Raw genomic sequence first — 20616 nt, 5'->3', positions numbered from 1 at the left:
ATGTTAAGCTCGCTATGGAAAATAGAGTCTTGATTAAAAACGAAAAATAAAAAATACGTGATGAGGGATAATCATGCGTTACCTAGGTTTAATATTTTTAGCGAGTTGTAGTCTAACTGCATGTCAGAGCCACAAAGCTCCCGAACAACTGCATGCAACTCAAGTGCTCTCAACTTTAGATGCAATTAATTTTGAAAAAGAAAATTCATCAATGCATGCTAAGTTGGATCAATATAAAATTGGGAAATTCTCAGTAGGTTCTTGGGTCAATCAGGAGCCTGGTCAATTTTTTAAATTGGTCAAACCACAAAACCCACAAGCGGCAGTCATCTATTTTTATCGTCCAGACAGTCGTTGGAATCGACAAGAAATTATTGCATCTAATTTTTTCTTAAATGGTAAGCGTGTGCCGAGCTTGATTAGTAATCATTACTATTGGGTAGAATTGGCTGAAGGGGATTATAAATTGAGTTTAAGCCGTCCTCTAGCGGCAATACATTTCCAGAAACCTAAAATAGCTTATCTGACTGTCAAATCGGGTGAGCAATATTTTATCAAATATGAAGAAGAGCAATTCCGTGGTGGTCCAAATGGTGAAGCAGGGTTATTACGTATGGGGCCTTTGATACAAATGCCAACCCGTCAAGCCTTAAAAGAAATTGGTATGACCCAATTGAAAACACCGGGCTTAAATTTTGTTGCTCAAGTGACGCCTGAAGGTCGAGTGATTAAGCCTAGAGAAGAAATAGATAGTGGGGTTTACCATACCAGTGATGATGCTCATTTAACCCAACCTTTTAAAATTTGGAATCCATTAACTTGGTAAGTTGATAATCGAGTGTTAAAAAGGTGATTAATCACCTTTTTTATGGGGCTTATCAAGTCTTAATTTATTAGTGACTATTATTTATTATTGCTCATGATTTTAAATGTAATTCTGACACGATTAATATTGGTTTAGAACGGATTGAATAAAGCTGTTGTGGTTGAATTTTACTCAAATTCACTTAAGATTTTAAGTCGCTATTTAGTGCAAGATATAAGGGCTTTAAACATACTTCGCCTTGCGTAGCCATTTGAGTTCACGCAGGCGATGTGATTTGGTGAACAGTCTAATTATTCGATTGTGCTGCTTTTTTTAAGGCTTCAAGTTGAGCATTAATCTCTTTAAAATCCTGTTCAGAGTTTTGCATGCTACTGATTAAGCGTGAATTCATGATTTTCATAGATTCTTGAGCGACTTGTGGGGCTTTATTTAAAATTGATTGGCCTATCGGACTAGAATAAAATTCAATTTGAGCCTGAATTTCTTCTGCGTTATACACATCTTTATAAATTTTTTGATAGATCGGCTGCATTTCTTGCCACGAAACGGTCTTTTTACTTTGCTCATACATTTTATCAGCCAGTTGATTCGCCACGATTTGTTCTTGTGGTGTTAATTGTTCATGCTTAACAATATTTTGTACAATACTATATGCTTGCTGATCCAGCTGAGGTCGAATTTGTTGCATCGTTTTTTGTAAGAGTTGATCAAGGTTCATGACTTGCATCAATTTGTGTATAGCTTGATCCGTAGGTTGTACAGCAAAAGACATACTTGAAAAAAGACTGATAGTACAAGCCAACATCCACTGTTTAGTTTTCATTTATTTATCTCAGAGTATAAAAAAGCACCCTAATCATAGAGTGCTTTTAAAAGTATATTCAAGTATTTAGCACGATTTATAACGAAGTTCTAAACTGTGTATTTATACTTAGTTTACTGCAGCATCAACTACTGGGATTTTACCAATTTTGGCTTGCCAGATTTTTGGTGCAATTGCATGGATTGAAGTACCATTTACATCTACAGCAACCGATACAGGCATATCTTCAACTACAAATTTGTAGATTGCTTCCATACCTAAATCAGCAAATGCAACCACTTCAGCTTGGCGAACTGCTTTAGAAACAAGGTATGCAGCACCACCAACAGCCATCAAATAGGTTGCTTTATGGTCTTTGATTGCTTCGATTGCAGTTGGACCACGATCAGCTTTACCAATCATACCGAATAGACCTGTATGTTCTAAAACCTGACGGGTGAATTTATCCATACGTGTTGCAGTCGTCGGGCCAGCAGGGCCAACCACTTCGTCACCAACAGGATCTACAGGGCCAACGTAGTAAATAAATTTACCTTTAAGATCTACAGGTAATTCTTCACCTTTGTCGATCATTTCACACATACGTTTATGTGCAGCATCACGACCTGTATAGATTGTACCGTTTAGAAGCAAAGTGTCACCTGGTTGCCAAGCGTTCATTTCTTCTTGCGTAATATTGTCTAAATCTACACGTTTAGATTTTGAAGAATCCCAAGTCACTTCAGGATAATCAGAAAGTTTAGGTGCTTGAATATGCGCAATACCTGAACCATCGAGTTGGAAGTGTGCATGACGCGTTGCAGCACAGTTAGGAATCATGCCGACTGGTTTACCTGCAGCATGGCAAGGATAGTCTTTGATTTTAATATCAAGAACAGTGGTTAAACCACCTAGACCTTGTGCACCAATACCTAAAGCATTTACTTTTTCAAAGATTTCCATACGGAGTTCTTCAATTTTATTTTCAGGTCCACGACGAAGTAATTCGTCCATGTTGATTTCTTCCATGAGCGATTCTTTCGCAAGCATCATGGCTTTTTCAGCAGTCCCGCCAATCCCAATCCCAAGCATACCAGGAGGGCACCAACCTGCACCCATGGTTGGAACAGTTTTAAGCACCCAATCAACAATTGAATCAGATGGATTCAACATTGCAAGTTTAGATTTATTTTCTGAACCACCACCCTTAGCAGCAACAGTGATATCGACTTTATTACCCGGAACGAGTTTGTAGTGAATCACAGCTGGAGTATTATCTTTGGTATTTTTACGACCAAAAGCAGGATCAGCTAAAACAGATGCACGCAGTACATTCGAATTTTCTAAGTAACCTTGGCGTACACCCTCATTAATTGCATCATCTAAGCTCATGGTTAAATCGAATTTAACATCTAAGCCGACTTCAAGGAATACGTTAACAATACCAGTATCTTGACAGATTGGACGATGACCTTCTGCACACATACGAGAGTTAATTAAAATTTGTGCGATTGCATCTTTTGCGGCTTGGTTTTCTTCGCGGTCATACGCACGACTCATCGCTTGGATAAAGTCTTGTGGATGGTAATACGAAATAAACTGAAGCGCGTCCTTGACCGATGTGATCAAGTCATCTTGTTTGATAATAGTTGTCATACCAAAAATCTCTTGAGCGGGCTGTTAGCTGGCGGGCTAAATTATACGGCATAAAGCAAGTTTTGTGGGTATTTGGCTGTAGTTTTAAGCTAAAGTTTAATACATTCAATCATACATTTATGATCATCAAATTTGCTGATGCAGAAGTATATTTTCATGGAATAAGATACATATAAATTTTAGAAATATTTTAAATTTTTTATGGTTGTATTTTATGGTTTATAAATTACTTTTATTCCATTTGCTAAAAGATCTTTCAAGATTAAACTTTTGTCATAAAGCTGTCATAAAACTTTTAGATAATATGCACATTAAATAGTAAAGATATGCAATATGACAGTTACAAGTGTATTGATGGTGGTTGGGTTTAGTATTTATATCGCAGCGACTTGGATGTATGGCCAAAAAGAAGATTAAGTCTGATTGCTTGATCTTTTTTTTCATCGATTACTTTTGATTGATCAGTATACTTAACAATAATATATTGCCTAAATTTGTTAATATTTTGCGTAATAATTTTTAAAATAAATCCAAATTTATGTCAGAGCAACCACATCTTACAGATCAGTCTTTTCTTGCACAGAATATTATTGAAATTTATAAAAAACACGCTCGTGCATGGACGGAATTACGGGGTGACTTTCTTTATGAAAAGGCATGGTTAGATCATTTTTTATCTTTCATTTCGCCGCAATCAGATATTCTCGATTTAGGTTGCGGTTCAGGTAAACCAATTGCAAACTATTTAATTCAAAATGGTCATGTCATTACGGGTGTTGATAGTTCAGATACGATGATTGCGATGGCACAGCAAAATTTTCTTCCCCAGAAATTTCCAGATCATCAATGGATTCATGCAGATATGCGCGCTGTGAATTTACAAAAAAAATTTCAGGGGATTTTAGCTTGGGATAGTTTTTTTCATCTGACACCAAATGATCAGCAGGCCATGTTTCAGCAGTTTTCAAAGTCCGCAGAACAAGGAACAGTATTGATGTTTACCAGTGGCCCTGCTGACGGTGAGGTGGTTGGAGATATGTTTGGGGAGGCTTTGTATCACGCCAGCCTTTCGCAAGATAAATATCGTCAGTTATTGTCTGAGCATAGTTTTGAATTAGTGAGCATGGTTGCAGAAGATGTGGAATGTGCAGGGCATACAGTGTGGTTGGCGAGACACATTTAAATAATAACGATATAAGGTCAGCTGCTATTAGAATTTTATTGTCTGGTATTCGCAAAGATGAGAAAGGATCTAGTCTTTTTTACGATCATTTTCAGATTTTTAATCTATAGGCCATTAATCTTTTGTTGTTATATTTACTTATTATTGTAAGTGTTGATGATAAACTGTATTATAATGATAACTATTCTCATTTGTTTTCTGGTGTGACGATGCCCTTTGTCAAGAAAAGCTTAACTTTAATGATGTTATCAACAGGAGGGCTTTTTGTTTCCTCTGTGACATTTGCCAATTCAGATATCAGTGATGAGCAGAAAACAGCCACAACAACGCTTCCGACGATTGTAATTGAAGCAATGGCTGATGGTGACCCAATAAAAACATATGTAGATTATAAGCAAGCGAACGTTACTAGAAATGGTCTGGATAAAAAAGATATACCACAAACCATTGATACAATTGATGTTTCCAAGTATAAGCTGTATGGCGCAAATGATTTAAGTGTGATGTTACAAGGTACACCTGGTATTTCAACCAGTTATGATACGAGAAATGATGGAATATTTATTCGTGGATTTAATGCCGATACAAATGATATTTATCGTGATGGCATCCGTGAAAGTGGGCAGTATCGACGTAGTACAGCAAATGTTGAGCGTATAGAAATTCTGAAAGGTCCTGCATCAGTCTTATATGGAAGAAGTGCAGGTGGTGGGGTGATTAATATGGTGACTAAAGTTGCCAATTTTGACTCGAAAAGTTCAGTCGGGGCATATGTTGGCTCGTATGACAATGTGGGCGGAACGATCGATATTAATCAAGCATTCAATGATAATTGGGCTGTGCGTTTGGTTGGAGAAAAATCAGATACCAATAGCTTTCGCTCAGGAATTGGATTTAATCAGGAAATGCTTTCCCCGAGTGTGACCTATCGTAGTGATGATGGAAAACTGCTTTGGAGTACAGAGTTTACCTACGATAATTTAAATAGAACACCTGATAGAGGTCCAAGTTACGATAATTTACCTTCAGGTGTTTCTATTAAAACAGGTTTTGCTGGAAGCAATGATAATATTGTTGATGAAACCAAATCATTTAGAACAGATGTTAAATATGAATTTGCACCGAATTGGAATTTTCATTGGGCTTTGAGTCATCGTGAATCTTTTCAGGATTTTGATAACTTCTTTGGTGGCACATGGTGTTCTGCTGCTGGGTTGCAAAATGATGGTAAAAAATGCAACTGGCAGGGGAAAATACGTCAAAGCTATGCTTGGCAGCAAACCACAAATAAAACGTTGATGAATACATTTGATATTACCGGACAATTTAAAACTGGTGCTTTAGACCATAAAATTATGTTCGGTAGCGATTGGTCAAATGAAAAAAGAGAGCCAATCCTTGGGAATTATTCAAGTGGTGATAAGGCTGGGCTTTATTATCGTTATGTTAATCCATTTAATCCATCGGATAGCTCACTTTCATCGGGTTGGTCAACGCTTAATGGTACACGTCCGGCAGAAACATCACATAGTCAGACCGATGCAAATTCTTTAAGCTTCTTTCTACAAGATCTAATTTCATTTAATGAAAAATATAAAATGATGCTCGGTCTTCGCTATGACAGCTATGATTTTGCAACCAATGATATTCGCAATGATAGTAAACGATCATATCGTGATGAGAGTTTAAGTCCAAATATTGGTTTCGTTTGGCAGCCAGTTGAAAGCCAAAGTTTTTACACATCGTATAGTAAAAGTTTTTCACCTTATGGTGGTCGTGGATTGTTAGGGGTGAGTACAACTATAAATCCAAGCTTGTATGATGCTGAACCCCAATATAATGAACAATATGAAATTGGTGTGAAAAGTGATTGGTTGGATGGTCGTTTAAATACTCAGCTTTCTGTATATGATATTACTAAAAATAATATACGCTATCAGCCAGATTCGATTAATCGACCGAATGAGTGGGAAGTGGGGCAAAAGCAGCAATCTCAAGGGGTAGAGCTTAGTTTTATTGGTCGAATCTTGGATAACTTATATGTCCGAGGTGGTTATGGTTATACTGATGCTGAATGGAAAAGTGATAGCCGTACGACTGTAAAAGAAGAAGATCGTTTAAAAGGTAAAAAACTAGCTGGAATATCTGAAAATACAGGAAACCTATTTGTTCGTTATTTACCAGTAGAAAAGTGGTATGGCGAGCTAGGCGCAACCTATGTGGGTTCTTACTTTACATCAGATAAAAACACGACAAAAATGCCAGACTGGACACGCTTAGATGCTGCGATTGGTTATAAAGACGATAAATGGGGCGCAACGATTGCTGTGAATAATTTAACGGATAAAGAATATTGGCGCTCAAGTTCTATGCCGGGAACTCCACGCAACTATTTATTCCGATTGAACTATTTCTTCTAAGTTTACTTGTTTAAAGAATAATTTAATCATGGCTTCTTATATATTGGTTTGAAAACAATCAAACCAATATGATGGGTTGATGTAATATCTTAGTTCCAAAATAAAATACTTGTTCCACAAAACCAAAAACCACCGGATTTTTCAATGCGGTGGTTTTTAGTTTTACATCAAAAGACTTATGCTTTTTGTTGTTCTGCTTGAATCGCAGTTAAAGCGATGGTAAACACAATGTCATCTACCAATGCCCCGCGGGACAAATCATTTACAGGTTTGTTTAAGCCTTGCAACATTGGCCCAACACTCACTACATTTGCAGAGCGTTGTACTGCTTTATAGGTAGTGTTGCCTGTATTTAAATCTGGGAAGATGAATACATTGGCACGACCTGCAACTTTAGAATCGGGTGCTTTCGATTTTCCAACACTTTCAACAGATGCCGCATCATATTGCAATGGGCCATCAATCAATAAGTCTGGACGACGTTGTTTAGCAATTTCAGTGGCTTTGGCAACTTTTTCGACTTCTGCACCTGCACCTGATGTCCCTGTTGAATAGGAAATCATCGCAATACGTGGGTCAATACCAAAGGCTTTAGCTGAATCTGCAGATTGAATTGCAATTTCAGCCAATTGTTCAGCATCTGGATCGGGATTAATGGCACAGTCACCGTATACATAGACTTCATCAGGTAATAACATAAAAAAAACAGATGAAACTAATGAGTAATCAGGCGCTGTTTTAATTAACTGGAAGGCAGGGCGAACTGTGTTTGCAGTAGTATGCACAGCACCAGAAACAAGCCCATCCACTTGATCAAGTGCCAACATCATTGTGCCCAAAACAACGGTGTCTTGTAGTTGTTCACGCGCTTGTAATTCATTGATTTTACCTTTACGTAACTCAACCATATGAGTAACATAATTTTCACGAATTAAATCTGGATCAATGATTTCTAAATCAAATGGTAGTTCGATATTACGTGCTTTGGCAACTTCAATGACTGCTTCTGGTTTTGCAAGTAATACACATTGTGCAATACCACGAGACTGACAAATTGCTGCCGCTTGAATGGTACGCGGCTCATCGCCTTCAGGCAGTACAATACGTTTTTTCGCAGCAATCGATTTTTGTACCAGTTCGTGACGAAATGCAGAAGGGGATAAACGCGGCTGGTAATCGCCATTTAATAACTGAATTAACCAGTCTGGATCAATGTGGCTTGATACGAAACGGGTGACTTGATCTGCACGTTCAGTATCATCAACAGGAATTTCATTACTTAAATTTGAAAGCTGTTGGGCTGTTTCAAAAGTACTGAGCGTTGTATGTAAAATGGGTAAACCATTTTTAATCGCAGTTTGGCAAAAATCTAAGACTAAAGCATTTGGTTCATGGTGTTCAGTTAATACTAAACCAGCCAGTGGAATGCCATTACTACTGGCTAGGCTACTGGCTAATAACACATCAATACGATCTGATGCACTAATGATGAGTTCGCCTGCAATAAATTTATGTAATTCATGTTCAATATTTGAAGCAATGAGACTGCTATGTAATACGCGACGGTGTTGCGCTTTACCTTGATTAATCCAAGCGGCTTGAATATGCGTCGCTAAGTCTGAAACACGAGGTACACTTAAGGTGTCACTAAAAGGCACGAGTCCAATAATCGGTAATTGAGCCGAACCAATATATGCATGAGATTTTTGCAAATCTGCTGCAAATTTTTGAGTGTCATGAATCAATCGTAGACTCGGATCAATGGTAACAGGAATTTGTGCTGAATCCGCTGGTAAGCCACGAGTACGCATAAACAGCACCCCAGCATTACGTGATGATGTTGCACCACCAAAGTTGCGTAACTGTGTTTCTACTTTTTCAGCAGTTTGATCGGGACGTTTAATATCTGCATTACTGACAAAGATAACTTTGGCATCCAATGCTTGCGCCAATGATGCATTTAAGTTGCTGGCAAAAGAATCACGTGCAGTCGGAACTAAACCTTCAACAATGATAATGTCGTGCTGTTTGGCTACTTGACGATGCAGGCTTACTGCTTCTTCAAGCAATTCGTCTGTTTCACCCGCATTCAGTTGGTGCGTCATTTTGGCAAAGGAAATCGGCTCAACGGTATCTGACTTGGAAATATGACGATAAAGTGCAGTGGTGCGATCAGCTTCTGCCTTAACTTCTTGTGAAAATGGTTTTACAAAGCCGGCTTTAACACCTTGGCATTCAAGTGCATAAACTAAGCCTAGGCATGCAGAGGTTAAGCCTACGCCTTCTCCAGTAGGAACTAATAAAATTGTTTTCATACAAAGTTCTTTAATTAAGAGTTCTGAAAGTATTTTAAAATTTTTTCAATATAGAAGGATTACGATTGCTTATGCAATCGTAATTTCAGCTTCAGACTTTTTTGCAGCCTGTTGAACCTCACTTTGTACAACCAAGTCAGTTTCTTTGGCGATACGACCTTCTTCATCGGTTGGAATAACCCAGATTTGAGGGCCTATGCCTGTATCAATACGACCTTCAGTACCGCGTTTTAAGCCATCATTCTGGTCTTTGCTGAGATTAAATCCAAAGTGAGGTAAGTAAGACATGGTTTTTTCACGGATATAAGCCGAGTTTTCACCAATTCCACCAGTGAAAAAGAGACCATCAATGCGAGGTAGGCCACAGCTCAATGCTGCCAGAGATTTTGCTAAGCGATAGCAGAAGACTTCAATGGCAAGTGTTGCATCTTCATTGCCTTGTTCTGAGGCTTCAATGAGTGTGCGCATGTCATTGGATAGATCAGATAACCCTAATAGACCACTTTGGCTATTGAGCATTTTATCAATTTTATAGATATCCCAACCCAGATTACTGGCTAAGAAGCTATGAATACTTGGGTCAACATCGCCACTTCGAGTTCCCATGACTACACCTTCAAGTGGGGTTAAGCCCATAGAGGTATCGACACTTTGACCATTCCAAATAGCACAAGTTGAGCTACCATTGCCTAAATGTGCAGTTAACCATCCACCTTGTTTATAGCTGCCGGCTAATTCCGAACCACGTTCTGATACATAAGCATGGCTAGTTCCATGAAATCCATAACGACGGACATTATGTTCTGTATAAAGAAATTTCGGTAATGCATAACGATAAGCATGTGCCGGCATGGTCTGATGGAATGCGGTATCAAATACGGCAACTTGTGGTAATTCAGGGAATAAACGCATAGTCGCATCAATACCGACTAAGTGCGCTGGGTTATGTAAAGGGGCAAGCGGTGTTGCTTGACGAATACGTTCTACAATTTCAGGTGTCAGTAATTCTGCTTTAGTTAGTGTTCCACCATGAACCACACGGTGACCAATGGCTTTTGGTTTATATTGTGCCAATCGACCTAAAATGGTTTCTAATGCCTTTTCATGGTCTGCATATGGAATGGCAATTTCGAGCGGTAGGTTACCAGCTGTAACACCTTTAATACGCGCATCAGCAGAACCTAAGTTTTCTGCTAAACCAAAGATTCGATCTTCACGACGCTCTGAAACAAGCGCATATTTAATGGATGAAGATCCGCAGTTAATCACTAATACTGATGTAGACACGTTTTATTACCCGCATTGTAATTTGAAGTAGTCGTCCTATTGATCTGATTACGCTTTTTATTGGTGTAATTTAGATCAGTAACAATGTTGTACCATGTGTTGTTTTTCTGTTCTAGCTAGACTTTAGGTGATTAGACTTAAGCCTTATCGACCCTTGGTTGATTAATATTTAATATTTATCAGTTAATTACCCTAACTTAGCATCACTATCTTGTCGTTAGCGTATAATATTTGCTGAAAAACGCAGATTTTTGTAAGTCTAAACTTTTTTGTTTATCCAACTTTTTTTCTCAATGAATTTTGATCCATATATCAAAAATTAGAGCATTATTTTCTTTCATTACTTTGGATATCATTTCTTTGTTCTAGTTAAAACGATGCTTGGGTAGCTATTCAACTGGATAACCTACTGAACAGCTACTATATTGTGATGATCGTGGACTGGTGATTATTGGCGAATTTGCCCATCACCTAAAACAATCCATTTTTGCGAAGTTAAACCCTCTAGTCCAACTGGGCCGCGGGCATGAATTTTATCGGTTGAAATACCAATTTCAGCACCTAAACCATATTCAAAACCATCAGCAAAGCGAGTTGAGGCATTAACCATGACTGAACTTGAATCAACGCGGGCTAAAAATTGGCGTGCCAAACTAAAGTTTTCAGTAATAATGGCATCGGTATGATGCGAGCCATACTTATTAATGTGTTGAATTGCTTCTTCCATACCGGACACAACTTTTATAGCTAAAATTGGCCCTAAATATTCCTCATACCAATCTTCTTCGCTTGCTGGTCTGACAGTTGCACCTAAAATGCGCTGTGTTGTTAGACAGCCACGTAGTTCAACTTGCTTTTCAGCATAGAGCTCTGCAATGCGTGGTAAAAATTCCTCAGCAACCTTTTCATCAACCAAGAGCGTTTCCATGGCATTACAAACGCCATAACGATGCGTTTTAGAATTTAATGCAATAGGTAGCGCTTTATGTAAATCTGCATGTGCTTCAACAAAGACATGGCAGTTCCCATCTAAGTGTTTAATTACCGGAATAGTGGCTTCACGCGTAATTCGTTCAATGAGCCCTTTACCCCCACGTGGCACAATCACATCGACATATTCAGGCATGGTAATCAGTTGGCCAACTGCTGCACGATCCGTCGTGTTAATGACTTGTACACAAGTTTCAGGTAAACCCACCGTTTTTAGGCCATGTTGAATTGCTTCAGCAATGGCTTGATTAGAGTGTAGTGCTTCAGAACCACCACGTAAAATAATGGCATTTCCAGACTTCAGTGCCAGTGATGCAGCTTCAAGTGTGACATTGGGGCGTGACTCATAAATCATGCCGACCACGCCCAAAGGTACGCGCATTTTACCAATTTGAATACCAGAAGGGCGGTAAGCAAGGTCTGTGATTTCCCCAATTGGATCAATCAAGCGAATGACATCTTTTAAACCTTGTAACATGTCTTTAAAACGTACGGGGTTAAGCTCTAAGCGATCAAGCAGAGCACTATCCAGATCATTATTTCGACCTTGAATCATATCAATTTGATTGGCTGCTAAAATTTTTGGCTCATTATTTTCTAGAGCAGTATAGATTGCAGATAAGGCATTATTTTTTACAATCGTAGATGCTGCTGCCAAAATACTTGATGCTTGGCGAGCTTGTTGACCTACAGTTTGCATATACTGTTCAATTGAATCTTGCATAGTATTCTATTTGATCGCTAAAAAACTCTATTTGATAGTAGCAGTCGGTGTGGTAACAATCTATGGATTTTCAAGAAAAAATAGCGAGTCAATTCAAGCCAGTCGTGTGTATTTGGCATATTTGACCGTTTAAACTCGATAAGCGGTCAATTAAGCGATTGCGGATAAAACAAATATTTGTATAGAATGAAACAATAAGGACATTGACCCACTGCAAATTTTATTATTTGTGATGACTGGAAGAACAACGGATCTTGCAAAATAAAAAAATAAAGCAAGAATGGAGGCAGGAAATGAATTCCATTATCCAAATGGACGCGGAATCACAACAATCTTTTTCAAGTTTTGGTTTTTTCGACACTTATCATAAAAACAGCTTTAAACAACCTGCACGAACCACGTGGATTGATGGCTGGAAAATTGAATATATGGCGATTGCTGACCCAAAAACAGCACATAATACGCCAATTGTTATTGTCGGTGGGGCATTCCAAAATTTTAATTCCTATAAATATTGTGTAGAACAGTTCTTTGAAAGTGGTCCAGTTATTCTCATTGATCTTCCTTCTATGGGAGCAAATCAACAAATTAGGAATGTGGATTCTGGACTTTCAGCAGGAACATTGGAGCTACCTGATTTATCACAGATGTTGGGTCAGTGGCTTGATATTATTAGTGTCCCGAAAGTTGCTGTGGTTGGAATTTCTTTAGGTTCTGTGATTGCTTCTTTTTTTGCAGAGCAACGTCCAGATTTAATTGAAAAAATAATTCTGATGGGGGTTATGCAAAAAACGCGTAAAAGTTGGAGAATGTTGTTAGAAGAGTCGCTTGCGCTAATGAAAGAACAGCGTATGGATGAATTTGGCCAAGCTGTGATTCTCTATTTAGTGAATCATGCCAAACTTGATAAAACTCGCATGTCTCCAACAGCGAAGCGTTTATTTTTTAAACAGATGGCGGAGTTTACAAGCACTGAGCAAGAACGCTACGAAATCAATTGTAATCGTTTATTGCGTTTATCTAATGTGCCAGTACCCATATGTAATACGCTGGTTGCATGTGGGCAATACGATAGTTTTACCTTGCCGTATGAAAATGCTAATTTTGCGTTGCAATGTCCAGATATGCAGTTTGCCATGATTGCGAATGCTGACCATCTACCCCAGTTACAACGCCGCAAAGAAACTATGAATTTATTCACCACCTATCTCAAGGGTGAATCGGTTGAAAACTTAGATGGCATCATCAATTTAACCCGCGAACAAATGCAAAATATGGAACGCCGTGGCGAGGAGCGTATCCAAGTTTTAGAGCCAAATCGTCAATTAAGCCATCGTCATTCAGATCAAGAGGTTGCCGTTGCGATTGTAGATTTAAATTACTTTGGACTTTTGATGACACTGAATGATCAATCACAGTTAAATTTTGTTGATTCACACCTGCGAGATTTGGCTTTAAATTTGTGTGATGATGAAGGTGAATTTAAGATTGAATGCTTAATTTTCGAAACCTCTGAATGCGGCATACGTGCATTATTTAAACATGGTAGCTTTGAAAATGCAGATCGTTTATTGCGGTTTATTCAACGCCAAAAGCGACTGGTAGAGGTTGCTGTATAAGTTGTTGATATAGGGTTGTATGATGATAGATTTACATGGTGTAAATCAAAAAACCAGTCCGATTTGACTGGTTTTTTATGGGCTGATCATCGATTTTAGTATTGGAAATTAAACTTACAGGTGATTAATCTAATTTTGCATGAACCATCCAGACTAAGTCTCCCAAATGCTCATTAGCATTGGCATCGGATATTTCTTGAAAATAGGTACTTGGTTGTACAACGTCTACTTGATTGAAGCCAGCTTGCTGAAAGAAAGCACAGACTTCAGTAGGCTCAATAAAATGAAAACTAAAAGCACTACGTGATATGATTTTTAATAACTTACTACTATTCCAGATCAGTTTCGCCAATTTATTTTTAACTGGTTCTGGGTACAAATCGGTTAGATAGTGTAGTGTTTTAAAACCTTTTCCATAATGCACCATAGACTGTAATAATTGTTGTAACAAGGCTTTATCAAAGTAGTTAATGAGCCCCTCACTGATAATCACCAGTGGCTTAGTGGGATCAAACTCATCGAAAGCTGTTTTAAAATCTGACGTAAATAAGTCAGCAGAGAGTACATCTGGGCTATTAGCATCTATTTGTTTTAAAGCATCTTGTTTCGTTTTTGCCATATCTGGTAAATCTAATTCACGATAATCAATCGCGGGATAGTTTTTTCTAAACCACCAGCCGCGTGGTGAAAGCCCAGCGGCAATTTCTAAAACTTGTATCTCAGGATATTGCTCAATGAGTTGAGTCAAATGTTCATCCAATAAGGTATGTCGGGTTTTTAAGGTCGTCCGCATACTGCCACCGACATATTTTTCAGCCCAACTTTCAGCAGGGTGCGCTAGATAAGCCAGCGATTTTCCTTTAGCGGTAGCAAGTAATGGATGTGAAATTCCCATTTGATACCAGATATACCCCGTATAATGTGCAGTAAAGGAAATATGGCGATGTTTGGATAGTTGTGGCTGTGTCATGGTCATCCTTAACTTAATTTATTTTTCTAAGCTTTATTGCTGTAGTTTTGAATGCTTATTTATTTGTTTGAAAATACTCAAGCAAATTAAAAAAGGAACATCTGAGATGTTCCTTTATCTTTTAACGAGAATTTTTAAACTCTTCAATGGCTTTTCTGACAGATTGCCATTCATTGCCTAATTCAAGTTGTTCTCCAATTTTGATATTGGGGATTTTTCCACGCATACGTTCCAGTCTGGCTTGGTTGGGTAAAGGTAAATTTTCGATGCCTGCCAAAGCCGTGCGTGCCGATTCACGATGATTACAAACTAAGCCCATATCACAACCTGCATTTAATGCTGCTTGAATCCGTGCATCAGCACCGCCAACAACGCAAGCGGCTTGCATCGTTAAATCATCTGAAAATAAGACACCGTCATAATTGAACTGTTGACGTAAGATTTTTTGTAGCCAAAACTCTGAAAAACCAGCAGGATTCGGATCAACTTTTTCATAAATCACATGGGCTGGCATTAGTGCATCTAGCTGTGGCATGAGCTTGATAAAGCTTTGCATATCTTTGTTATAAATTTCGTCATAACTGCGTGTATCGATTGCAGCTGCGACATGAGAGTCTGCCTTGACGGAGCCATGACCGGGAAAATGTTTGCCTGTGGTTGCCATTCCTGCACGTTTCATTCCGTGCATAAAGGCATCGACCAGTGGAACAATATCTGCCATATTTTGCGCAAAGCCGCGATCTCCAATCACATCACTGATGTCGTTGAGGTCAAGAACTGGAGCGAAGCTGAAATCAATACCCACGGCTAAGACTTCAATGGCCATTAGCCAGCCACATTTTTCAGCAAGTGCTAAAGCTTTTTCAGGTTCAGTTAAGTAGAGTTCTCCAAACTGTCCCATGGCAGGCAGTAGACTAAAGCCTTTTTTTAAACGCTGTACCCGACCACCTTCCTGATCAACTGCAATTAAAATATCAGGGCGAATTTGGCGCATATGATCGGTTAAAGCGCGGACTTGAGCCGGAGATTCTATATTTCGTGCAAATAAAATCATGCCACCGACTTGCGGAGCTTGTAATAGTTCAATATCTTCTAAGGTAAGTTCAGTACCTGCGATGTCTAGCATCAATGCGCCAATCATAGAAAATCCGTGGTTGTATTTTTAAAAAGCAACAATACTCGAATTCTGCAATGATTTGCTACATTTTGTCAGTACCGATTATGATAAAACTACACCAGATAAAGTTGTTTCAGATTTTGAAACTGTTGAGTGCAGATTGAAAAACAACATAGAAATTGGATAATCCAAGGAAGTATTAAGAATTTATGAAACTTCAAACAATCGCTTGCGCCGTTGCTATTGCGACGGGTAGTTTGTTCTTTACCCATACCATCAATCAAGCTATGGCGGAAACTAATCCTACTTCCGTTGCTCAATCTATTCATCCGAGTCAAGAGCAAGCCTTGGTGACACGCCAGTTGGCAACACTGATCGATCGTCAACATTATTTAAATATGCGCTTAGATGCAAATACATCGAATCGCATTTTAGAGATGTATATTGATAGTTTAGATCCTGAACATACTTTATTTTTAGCACCAGAAATAGAAAAATACAAAAAGCAATATGGTGCGACTTTAGGTGCTTCACTTAAAGCTGGTGATTTATCGGGTCCTTACGGCATACATGCACAATATCGTGAACGCTTAAAAGAATTTTATACGTTTATGTTGGCAGAGCTGAAAAAACCGCAAAATTTACATCAGCCCAATGAATATATAGAAGTTGATCGTGAAAAAGCGCCATTTTTTGCGACTAAAGCTGAGTTAGAAAACTATTGGCACAAAATGCTGGTCTCTCAGTTGATTAATCTGACGATTTCTAAGCAAGAAGATCAGGCCAAACAAAAAGCATTGAAAGATGATCCTTCACTTGCTAATGGTCAGAATCTAGCGTCCCCAGAAGACTTAAGTCCAGTACAAATGTTAACCAAGCGTTATACCCGACAGTTAGAGCGGATTGGACGCACCAAAAGTGATGATGTGCTTGAACGTATTCTTAATGCGATGACCTTAACTTACGATCCACATAGTAACTATTTCCCACCTGTAGATGCGATGGAGTTGAATCGTCAAACCACCTTGCAATTAGAGGGGATTGGGGTGTCGATTCGTCCAGAACGTGGTAATGAAGATTACACCAAGATAGAAACTATTGTCGATGGTGGTCCTGCAAGTAAGTCGGGACAAGTCAAATCTGGGGACCGCATTATCGGTGTGGCACAAGATGGCGACAAAATGGTGGATGTCATTGGGTGGCCAAGTTCTGAAATTGTAGGTTTGATTCGTGGTAAACGTGGTACCAAAGTTGCGGTTAAGCTGTTAGGTGCAGGTGCATCAATGAATCAGGCACGTGTGGTGACTTTAACGCGTGATGTGATCCAAGAAGAAGATGCGGGCGTTCGTACACGAACTGTTGAAATTAGTCGAGATGGTCAAAAACATAAGTTTGGTGTGCTTGAAATTCCATCTTTCTATTTAAACTATCGTGCACGTCGTGCGGGGACTGAATATCGTTCAGTCGCTGAAGATACCAGTAAAGCGTTACAATCACTTGCAGCGCAAAATGTCGAAGGCATAATCATTGATTTACGCAACAATCCTGGTGGTTCACTGGAGGAAGTGGCTAAAATGATTGGACAAGTCATTAAAGATGGTCCAGTTGTTCAAATTCGTGATGGTAATGGTAATGTTAGTGTCTTCCAAGATACTGATGGTGGAGCGCAGATTTATTCTGGTCCATTGGCAGTGATGATTAATCTTGCTTCAGCATCGGCAAGTGAGATCTATTCTGCAGCAATCCAAGATTATGGTCGTGGTGTTGTCATTGGTAGCACCACAACAGGAAAGGGAACAGCACAAGTTCAGTTAGATAGTTTAGCCTATGGTCAAGCGACATTAACCCAACGCAAGTTTTATCGTATTACAGGTGGCAGTACTCAGAATAAAGGGGTCATTCCTGACATTAAATTGGTTGATATTTATGATGAAGAGTTTGGTGAACGTAAAGCAAAAAATGCTTTAAAATGGGATACAATTCCGACTGCGCCATTTAAGCGTGAGGGAGAAATTCAAAAATATATTCCACAACTCTCTGTTCTATCACAAAAACGTGTGGCCCAAGATCCACAATTTCAATTGCTAGATACACGTAAAGCTATTGCGCAAAAAAGCAAAGAGCAGAAGAAAGCAGTGTTAGATATTGATCAACGCAAAGCTGAATTAAATGCTTTAGAGTTAAAATCACTACAAGCTGAAAATACGCGACGAATTGCAACAGGACAAAAACCATTTTCAAACTGGGAAAGTTATCAGACATCATTGGATGCATTAGCTGAATCTCGAGCAAAAATGAAAGCAAATCAGCGACCTGCTTTACCTGAAGAAGAGACTTTTGTAATAGAATCTGCGAATGTGCTATTAGATTTAGCAAATTTAAAAAAAACTAACTAAAAAGAGTTTTAAGGTATAATTGAAAAAAGCATATTCCGGTATGCTTTTTTTCAATATGTTGCTTAAAAAATAACTTGACCTTCAATGGGATAGTGATATTTTAAGCTGATTATATTCTTTAAAAAAGGTGAACCTTCGCGCAGTGATGCGTTGTATCTTTGGGGTTTCGAATAACAATAATCGATTCATTTTGGAAGCGTTGTTTTATGATTCATGTGAGTTATGACAGTAATCTCGTTATAGGTTCTGCAGTTATTGCAGTTATTACCTGTTACTGGGGTATTTCATTTGAACAACTCATTTTTAAACAATCAAATTTAAAACGTCAAAGACGATTACTTTGCCTATGTGGTTTAATCTTTGGATTCGCGATTTGGAGTATGCATTATGTAGGAATGCTGGCCTGTTATTTACCTGCTGGTTATTCTTTTGACTTAGGTTTTACTGTTTACTCATTTATTATTGCAGCCGCTGCTTCCACATTTGCTATTTGGATTACCACACGAGAAACTTTGCCTTTAGCCAGATTGGTGCTTGGGGCAATGCTCATGGGACTAGGTATTTCTGGCATGCATTATGTTGGCATGATGGGATTGAAGGTACCCAATCAAGACATTCATTATGATCCTTTATTGGTTGTTTTTTCGGTATTGATTGCGATCAGTGGATCAGGTCTGTCCTTTTGGCTAGCGTTTAAATATAAAAAAGCCATTTATTATAAGAGCCTAATCAAATTTTCGATTGCATGTATGATCGCATTTAGCATTATAGGCATGCATTATACTGGGATGGCAGCAGCTTCATTTTATACCTTAAATGATATTGCTCATGTTCTGCCACAGAATCAAGAAGGGCATGGAATTTTACTCTTTACGATTATATTGGTGACCAGTTTAATTTTAGTCGCAGCATTTGCGGTTGCTGTACTTGAACTTCGTTTAGAAGAACGTAATTTACAACTTTTAAGAGTAAATAAAGAGTTAGAGAATTTAGCTCTACAAGATAATTTAACCAAATTACCGAATCGATTATTTCTTGGTGACTACACCGAATCTTTATTTTCAGCATACAAAAGTGATAACAAAATTGCATTTGTTTATATTGATTTAGATCGCTTTAAATCTGTTAATGATGCGTTTGGACATCATGTGGGGGATGAATTACTTGTTAAATTGGCTCAAAGATTACATGTTTTACTGAAAGCTAATCAACAGTTTATCCGTATTGGTGGTGATGAGTTTTTATTGGTTTTAGAACAATCTTCGCAAGCGCAAGCTGAATATGTGGCAGAGATGGTACTGCAACAAATTCAGGAAAGTTTTCAGATTTTAGGTAAAGAAATTAATATTTCAGCCAGTATAGGAATCGCATTTTATCCAGATCATGGTCATAATTTACAAGATTTATTGATTTGTGCTGATGCCGCAATGCTACGTTCCAAAGAGCAAGGACGTAATACCTATAGTATTTTTAATTATTCAATTGACCAACGACAAAGTAATCGGAGTCAATCTAAACTGATTAATGATTTGTATAAAGCCGTTGAAGAACAACAATTTGTTTTATTTTATCAGCCAAAATTTACAGCAGAGTATAGAATTTGTGGTGTTGAAGCGTTGATTCGTTGGAAACATCCAAACTTGGGTTTACTGGCACCAGGAATGTTTATTGATGGGGCAGAACAAACGGGCTTAATTATAAAAATGGGTTATTGGGCATTGGAACAAGCCTGTATGCAAATTCAAGCATGGACGAAAAAGGGCTATGAATTTTGTCCAATTGCGGTCAATCTCTCAGCAGTTCAATTTGAACATAAGCATTTAATTCCCACTTTAGAACAACTGATTCAAAAATATCAGTTAAAAGAGGATAGTCTAATTATCGAAATTACTGAATCAACCGCAATGCATCATATTGAGATCAGTATTCAAACTTTCGAAAAATTAAGAAACTTAGGGATCCGCTTAGCGATTGATGATTTTGGTACAGGTCATTCAAGCTTTTTATATTTAAAAGATTTACCTGTAGATGAGTTGAAAATCGATCGTGAGTTCATTCGTAACTTATCGGAAGGCTCGAAAGAAGAAATTATTTTAGAAAGTATTATTCAGTTAGCGATTCGATTGGGTTTAGTTGTTACGGCTGAAGGTGTTGAAACTGAACAACAAGCGACTATTCTAAAACGTTTAGGTTGCCAGCAATTACAAGGTTATTTATTGGGTATGCCCCTGCCGGTAGAACGTTTAGAAGAAAACTATTGTTATAAAATTTGAAAGTTATCGCTTTGTAAATCCCCTCATTTAAAATAGCT

At 38.2% G+C, this 20616-nt stretch carries 13 protein-coding genes; 6 read left to right on the top strand and 7 right to left on the bottom strand.

The window, feature by feature from the left end; genetic code table 11:
- The first annotated feature begins 73 nt into the window (after positions 1–73).
- On the top strand, positions 74–826 hold the full coding sequence (locus B9T27_RS05745; RefSeq protein ID WP_086205876.1) for a DUF2846 domain-containing protein: 753 nt from the start codon (positions 74–76) through the stop codon (positions 824–826).
- Between the two features lie 286 nt (positions 827–1112).
- Here B9T27_RS05745 and B9T27_RS05740 read toward each other — a convergent pair whose 3' ends face one another.
- Together B9T27_RS05740 and B9T27_RS05735 are read right to left on the bottom strand one after the other, a co-directional pair.
- On the bottom strand, positions 1113–1649 hold the full coding sequence (locus tag B9T27_RS05740; RefSeq protein WP_086205875.1) for a DUF2059 domain-containing protein: 537 nt from the start codon (positions 1647–1649) through the stop codon (positions 1113–1115).
- A gap of 108 nt (positions 1650–1757) precedes the next feature.
- A complete protein-coding gene (locus B9T27_RS05735; protein ID WP_086205874.1) occupies positions 1758–3284 on the bottom strand; it encodes a fumarate hydratase in 1527 nt (508 codons plus the stop codon).
- A 538-nt stretch (positions 3285–3822) separates the two neighbouring features.
- Here B9T27_RS05735 and B9T27_RS05730 point away from each other — a divergent pair.
- Positions 3823–4467, top strand: coding sequence for a class I SAM-dependent DNA methyltransferase (locus B9T27_RS05730; protein ID WP_086205873.1), 645 nt, complete (start codon positions 3823–3825; stop codon positions 4465–4467).
- A 209-nt stretch (positions 4468–4676) separates the two neighbouring features.
- Positions 4677–6887, top strand: a complete 2211-nt coding sequence (locus B9T27_RS05725) for a TonB-dependent receptor (protein WP_086205957.1) — start codon at positions 4677–4679, stop codon at positions 6885–6887.
- Between the two features lie 176 nt (positions 6888–7063).
- Here the strand turns inward: B9T27_RS05725 and pta are convergent, their stop codons facing one another.
- The 3 genes from pta to B9T27_RS05710 all read right to left on the bottom strand — a co-directional run bounded on the left by pta (position 7064) and on the right by B9T27_RS05710 (position 12203).
- Positions 7064–9202, bottom strand: coding sequence for a phosphate acetyltransferase (gene pta / locus B9T27_RS05720; RefSeq protein WP_086205872.1), 2139 nt, complete (start codon positions 9200–9202; stop codon positions 7064–7066).
- Between the two features lie 69 nt (positions 9203–9271).
- Positions 9272–10489 carry an acetate/propionate family kinase gene (locus tag B9T27_RS05715; RefSeq protein WP_086205871.1) on the bottom strand — a complete coding sequence of 406 codons (1218 nt, stop codon included), beginning with the start codon at positions 10487–10489 and terminating at the stop codon, positions 9272–9274.
- Between the two features lie 448 nt (positions 10490–10937).
- Positions 10938–12203: a glutamate-5-semialdehyde dehydrogenase gene (locus B9T27_RS05710; protein ID WP_086205870.1), complete on the bottom strand. Its 1266-nt coding sequence runs from the start codon at positions 12201–12203 to the stop codon at positions 10938–10940.
- Between the two features lie 293 nt (positions 12204–12496).
- Between B9T27_RS05710 and B9T27_RS05705 the strand changes: the two genes are divergently transcribed.
- A complete protein-coding gene (locus B9T27_RS05705; RefSeq protein WP_086205869.1) occupies positions 12497–13822 on the top strand; it encodes an alpha/beta fold hydrolase in 1326 nt (441 codons plus the stop codon).
- A gap of 124 nt (positions 13823–13946) precedes the next feature.
- On the opposite strand, the gene B9T27_RS05700 is transcribed toward B9T27_RS05705, so the two are convergent.
- Positions 13947–14792, bottom strand: a complete 846-nt coding sequence (locus B9T27_RS05700) for a class I SAM-dependent methyltransferase (protein WP_086205868.1) — start codon at positions 14790–14792, stop codon at positions 13947–13949.
- 121 nt (positions 14793–14913) lie between these two features.
- Positions 14914–15933 (bottom strand): beta-N-acetylhexosaminidase, encoded by a 1020-nt coding sequence (gene nagZ / locus B9T27_RS05695; protein WP_086205867.1) that lies wholly within the window; start codon positions 15931–15933, stop codon positions 14914–14916.
- A 185-nt stretch (positions 15934–16118) separates the two neighbouring features.
- Between nagZ and B9T27_RS05690 the strand changes: the two genes are divergently transcribed.
- Both B9T27_RS05690 and B9T27_RS05685 read left to right on the top strand, forming a co-directional pair.
- On the top strand, positions 16119–18305 hold the full coding sequence (locus B9T27_RS05690; RefSeq protein ID WP_086205866.1) for a carboxy terminal-processing peptidase: 2187 nt from the start codon (positions 16119–16121) through the stop codon (positions 18303–18305).
- Between the two features lie 206 nt (positions 18306–18511).
- Positions 18512–20578, top strand: coding sequence for an EAL domain-containing protein (locus B9T27_RS05685; protein WP_086205865.1), 2067 nt, complete (start codon positions 18512–18514; stop codon positions 20576–20578).
- The last annotated feature ends 38 nt before the right edge of the window (positions 20579–20616 follow it).

The organism is Acinetobacter sp. ANC 4648 (genome assembly GCF_002135345.1).
Taxonomy (GTDB): domain Bacteria; phylum Pseudomonadota; class Gammaproteobacteria; order Pseudomonadales; family Moraxellaceae; genus Acinetobacter.
This window is presented reverse-complemented; position numbering and strand designations above follow the sequence as displayed.

Excerpts from the sequence above, each read along its gene's own strand:
- B9T27_RS05745 (WP_086205876.1), top strand. The coding sequence starts at position 74 with ATGCGTTACCTAGGTTTAATATTTTTAGCGAGTTGTAGTCTAACTGCA.
- B9T27_RS05740 (WP_086205875.1), bottom strand. The coding sequence starts at position 1,649 with ATGAAAACTAAACAGTGGATGTTGGCTTGTACTATCAGTCTTTTTTCA.
- B9T27_RS05735 (WP_086205874.1), bottom strand. The coding sequence starts at position 3,284 with ATGACAACTATTATCAAACAAGATGACTTGATCACATCGGTCAAGGAC.
- B9T27_RS05730 (WP_086205873.1), top strand. The coding sequence starts at position 3,823 with ATGTCAGAGCAACCACATCTTACAGATCAGTCTTTTCTTGCACAGAAT.
- B9T27_RS05725 (WP_086205957.1), top strand. The coding sequence starts at position 4,677 with ATGCCCTTTGTCAAGAAAAGCTTAACTTTAATGATGTTATCAACAGGA.
- pta (WP_086205872.1), bottom strand. The coding sequence starts at position 9,202 with ATGAAAACAATTTTATTAGTTCCTACTGGAGAAGGCGTAGGCTTAACC.
- B9T27_RS05710 (WP_086205870.1), bottom strand. The coding sequence starts at position 12,203 with ATGCAAGATTCAATTGAACAGTATATGCAAACTGTAGGTCAACAAGCT.
- B9T27_RS05705 (WP_086205869.1), top strand. The coding sequence starts at position 12,497 with ATGAATTCCATTATCCAAATGGACGCGGAATCACAACAATCTTTTTCA.
- B9T27_RS05700 (WP_086205868.1), bottom strand. The coding sequence starts at position 14,792 with ATGACACAGCCACAACTATCCAAACATCGCCATATTTCCTTTACTGCA.
- nagZ (WP_086205867.1), bottom strand. The coding sequence starts at position 15,933 with ATGATTGGCGCATTGATGCTAGACATCGCAGGTACTGAACTTACCTTA.
- B9T27_RS05690 (WP_086205866.1), top strand. The coding sequence starts at position 16,119 with ATGAAACTTCAAACAATCGCTTGCGCCGTTGCTATTGCGACGGGTAGT.
- B9T27_RS05685 (WP_086205865.1), top strand. The coding sequence starts at position 18,512 with ATGATTCATGTGAGTTATGACAGTAATCTCGTTATAGGTTCTGCAGTT.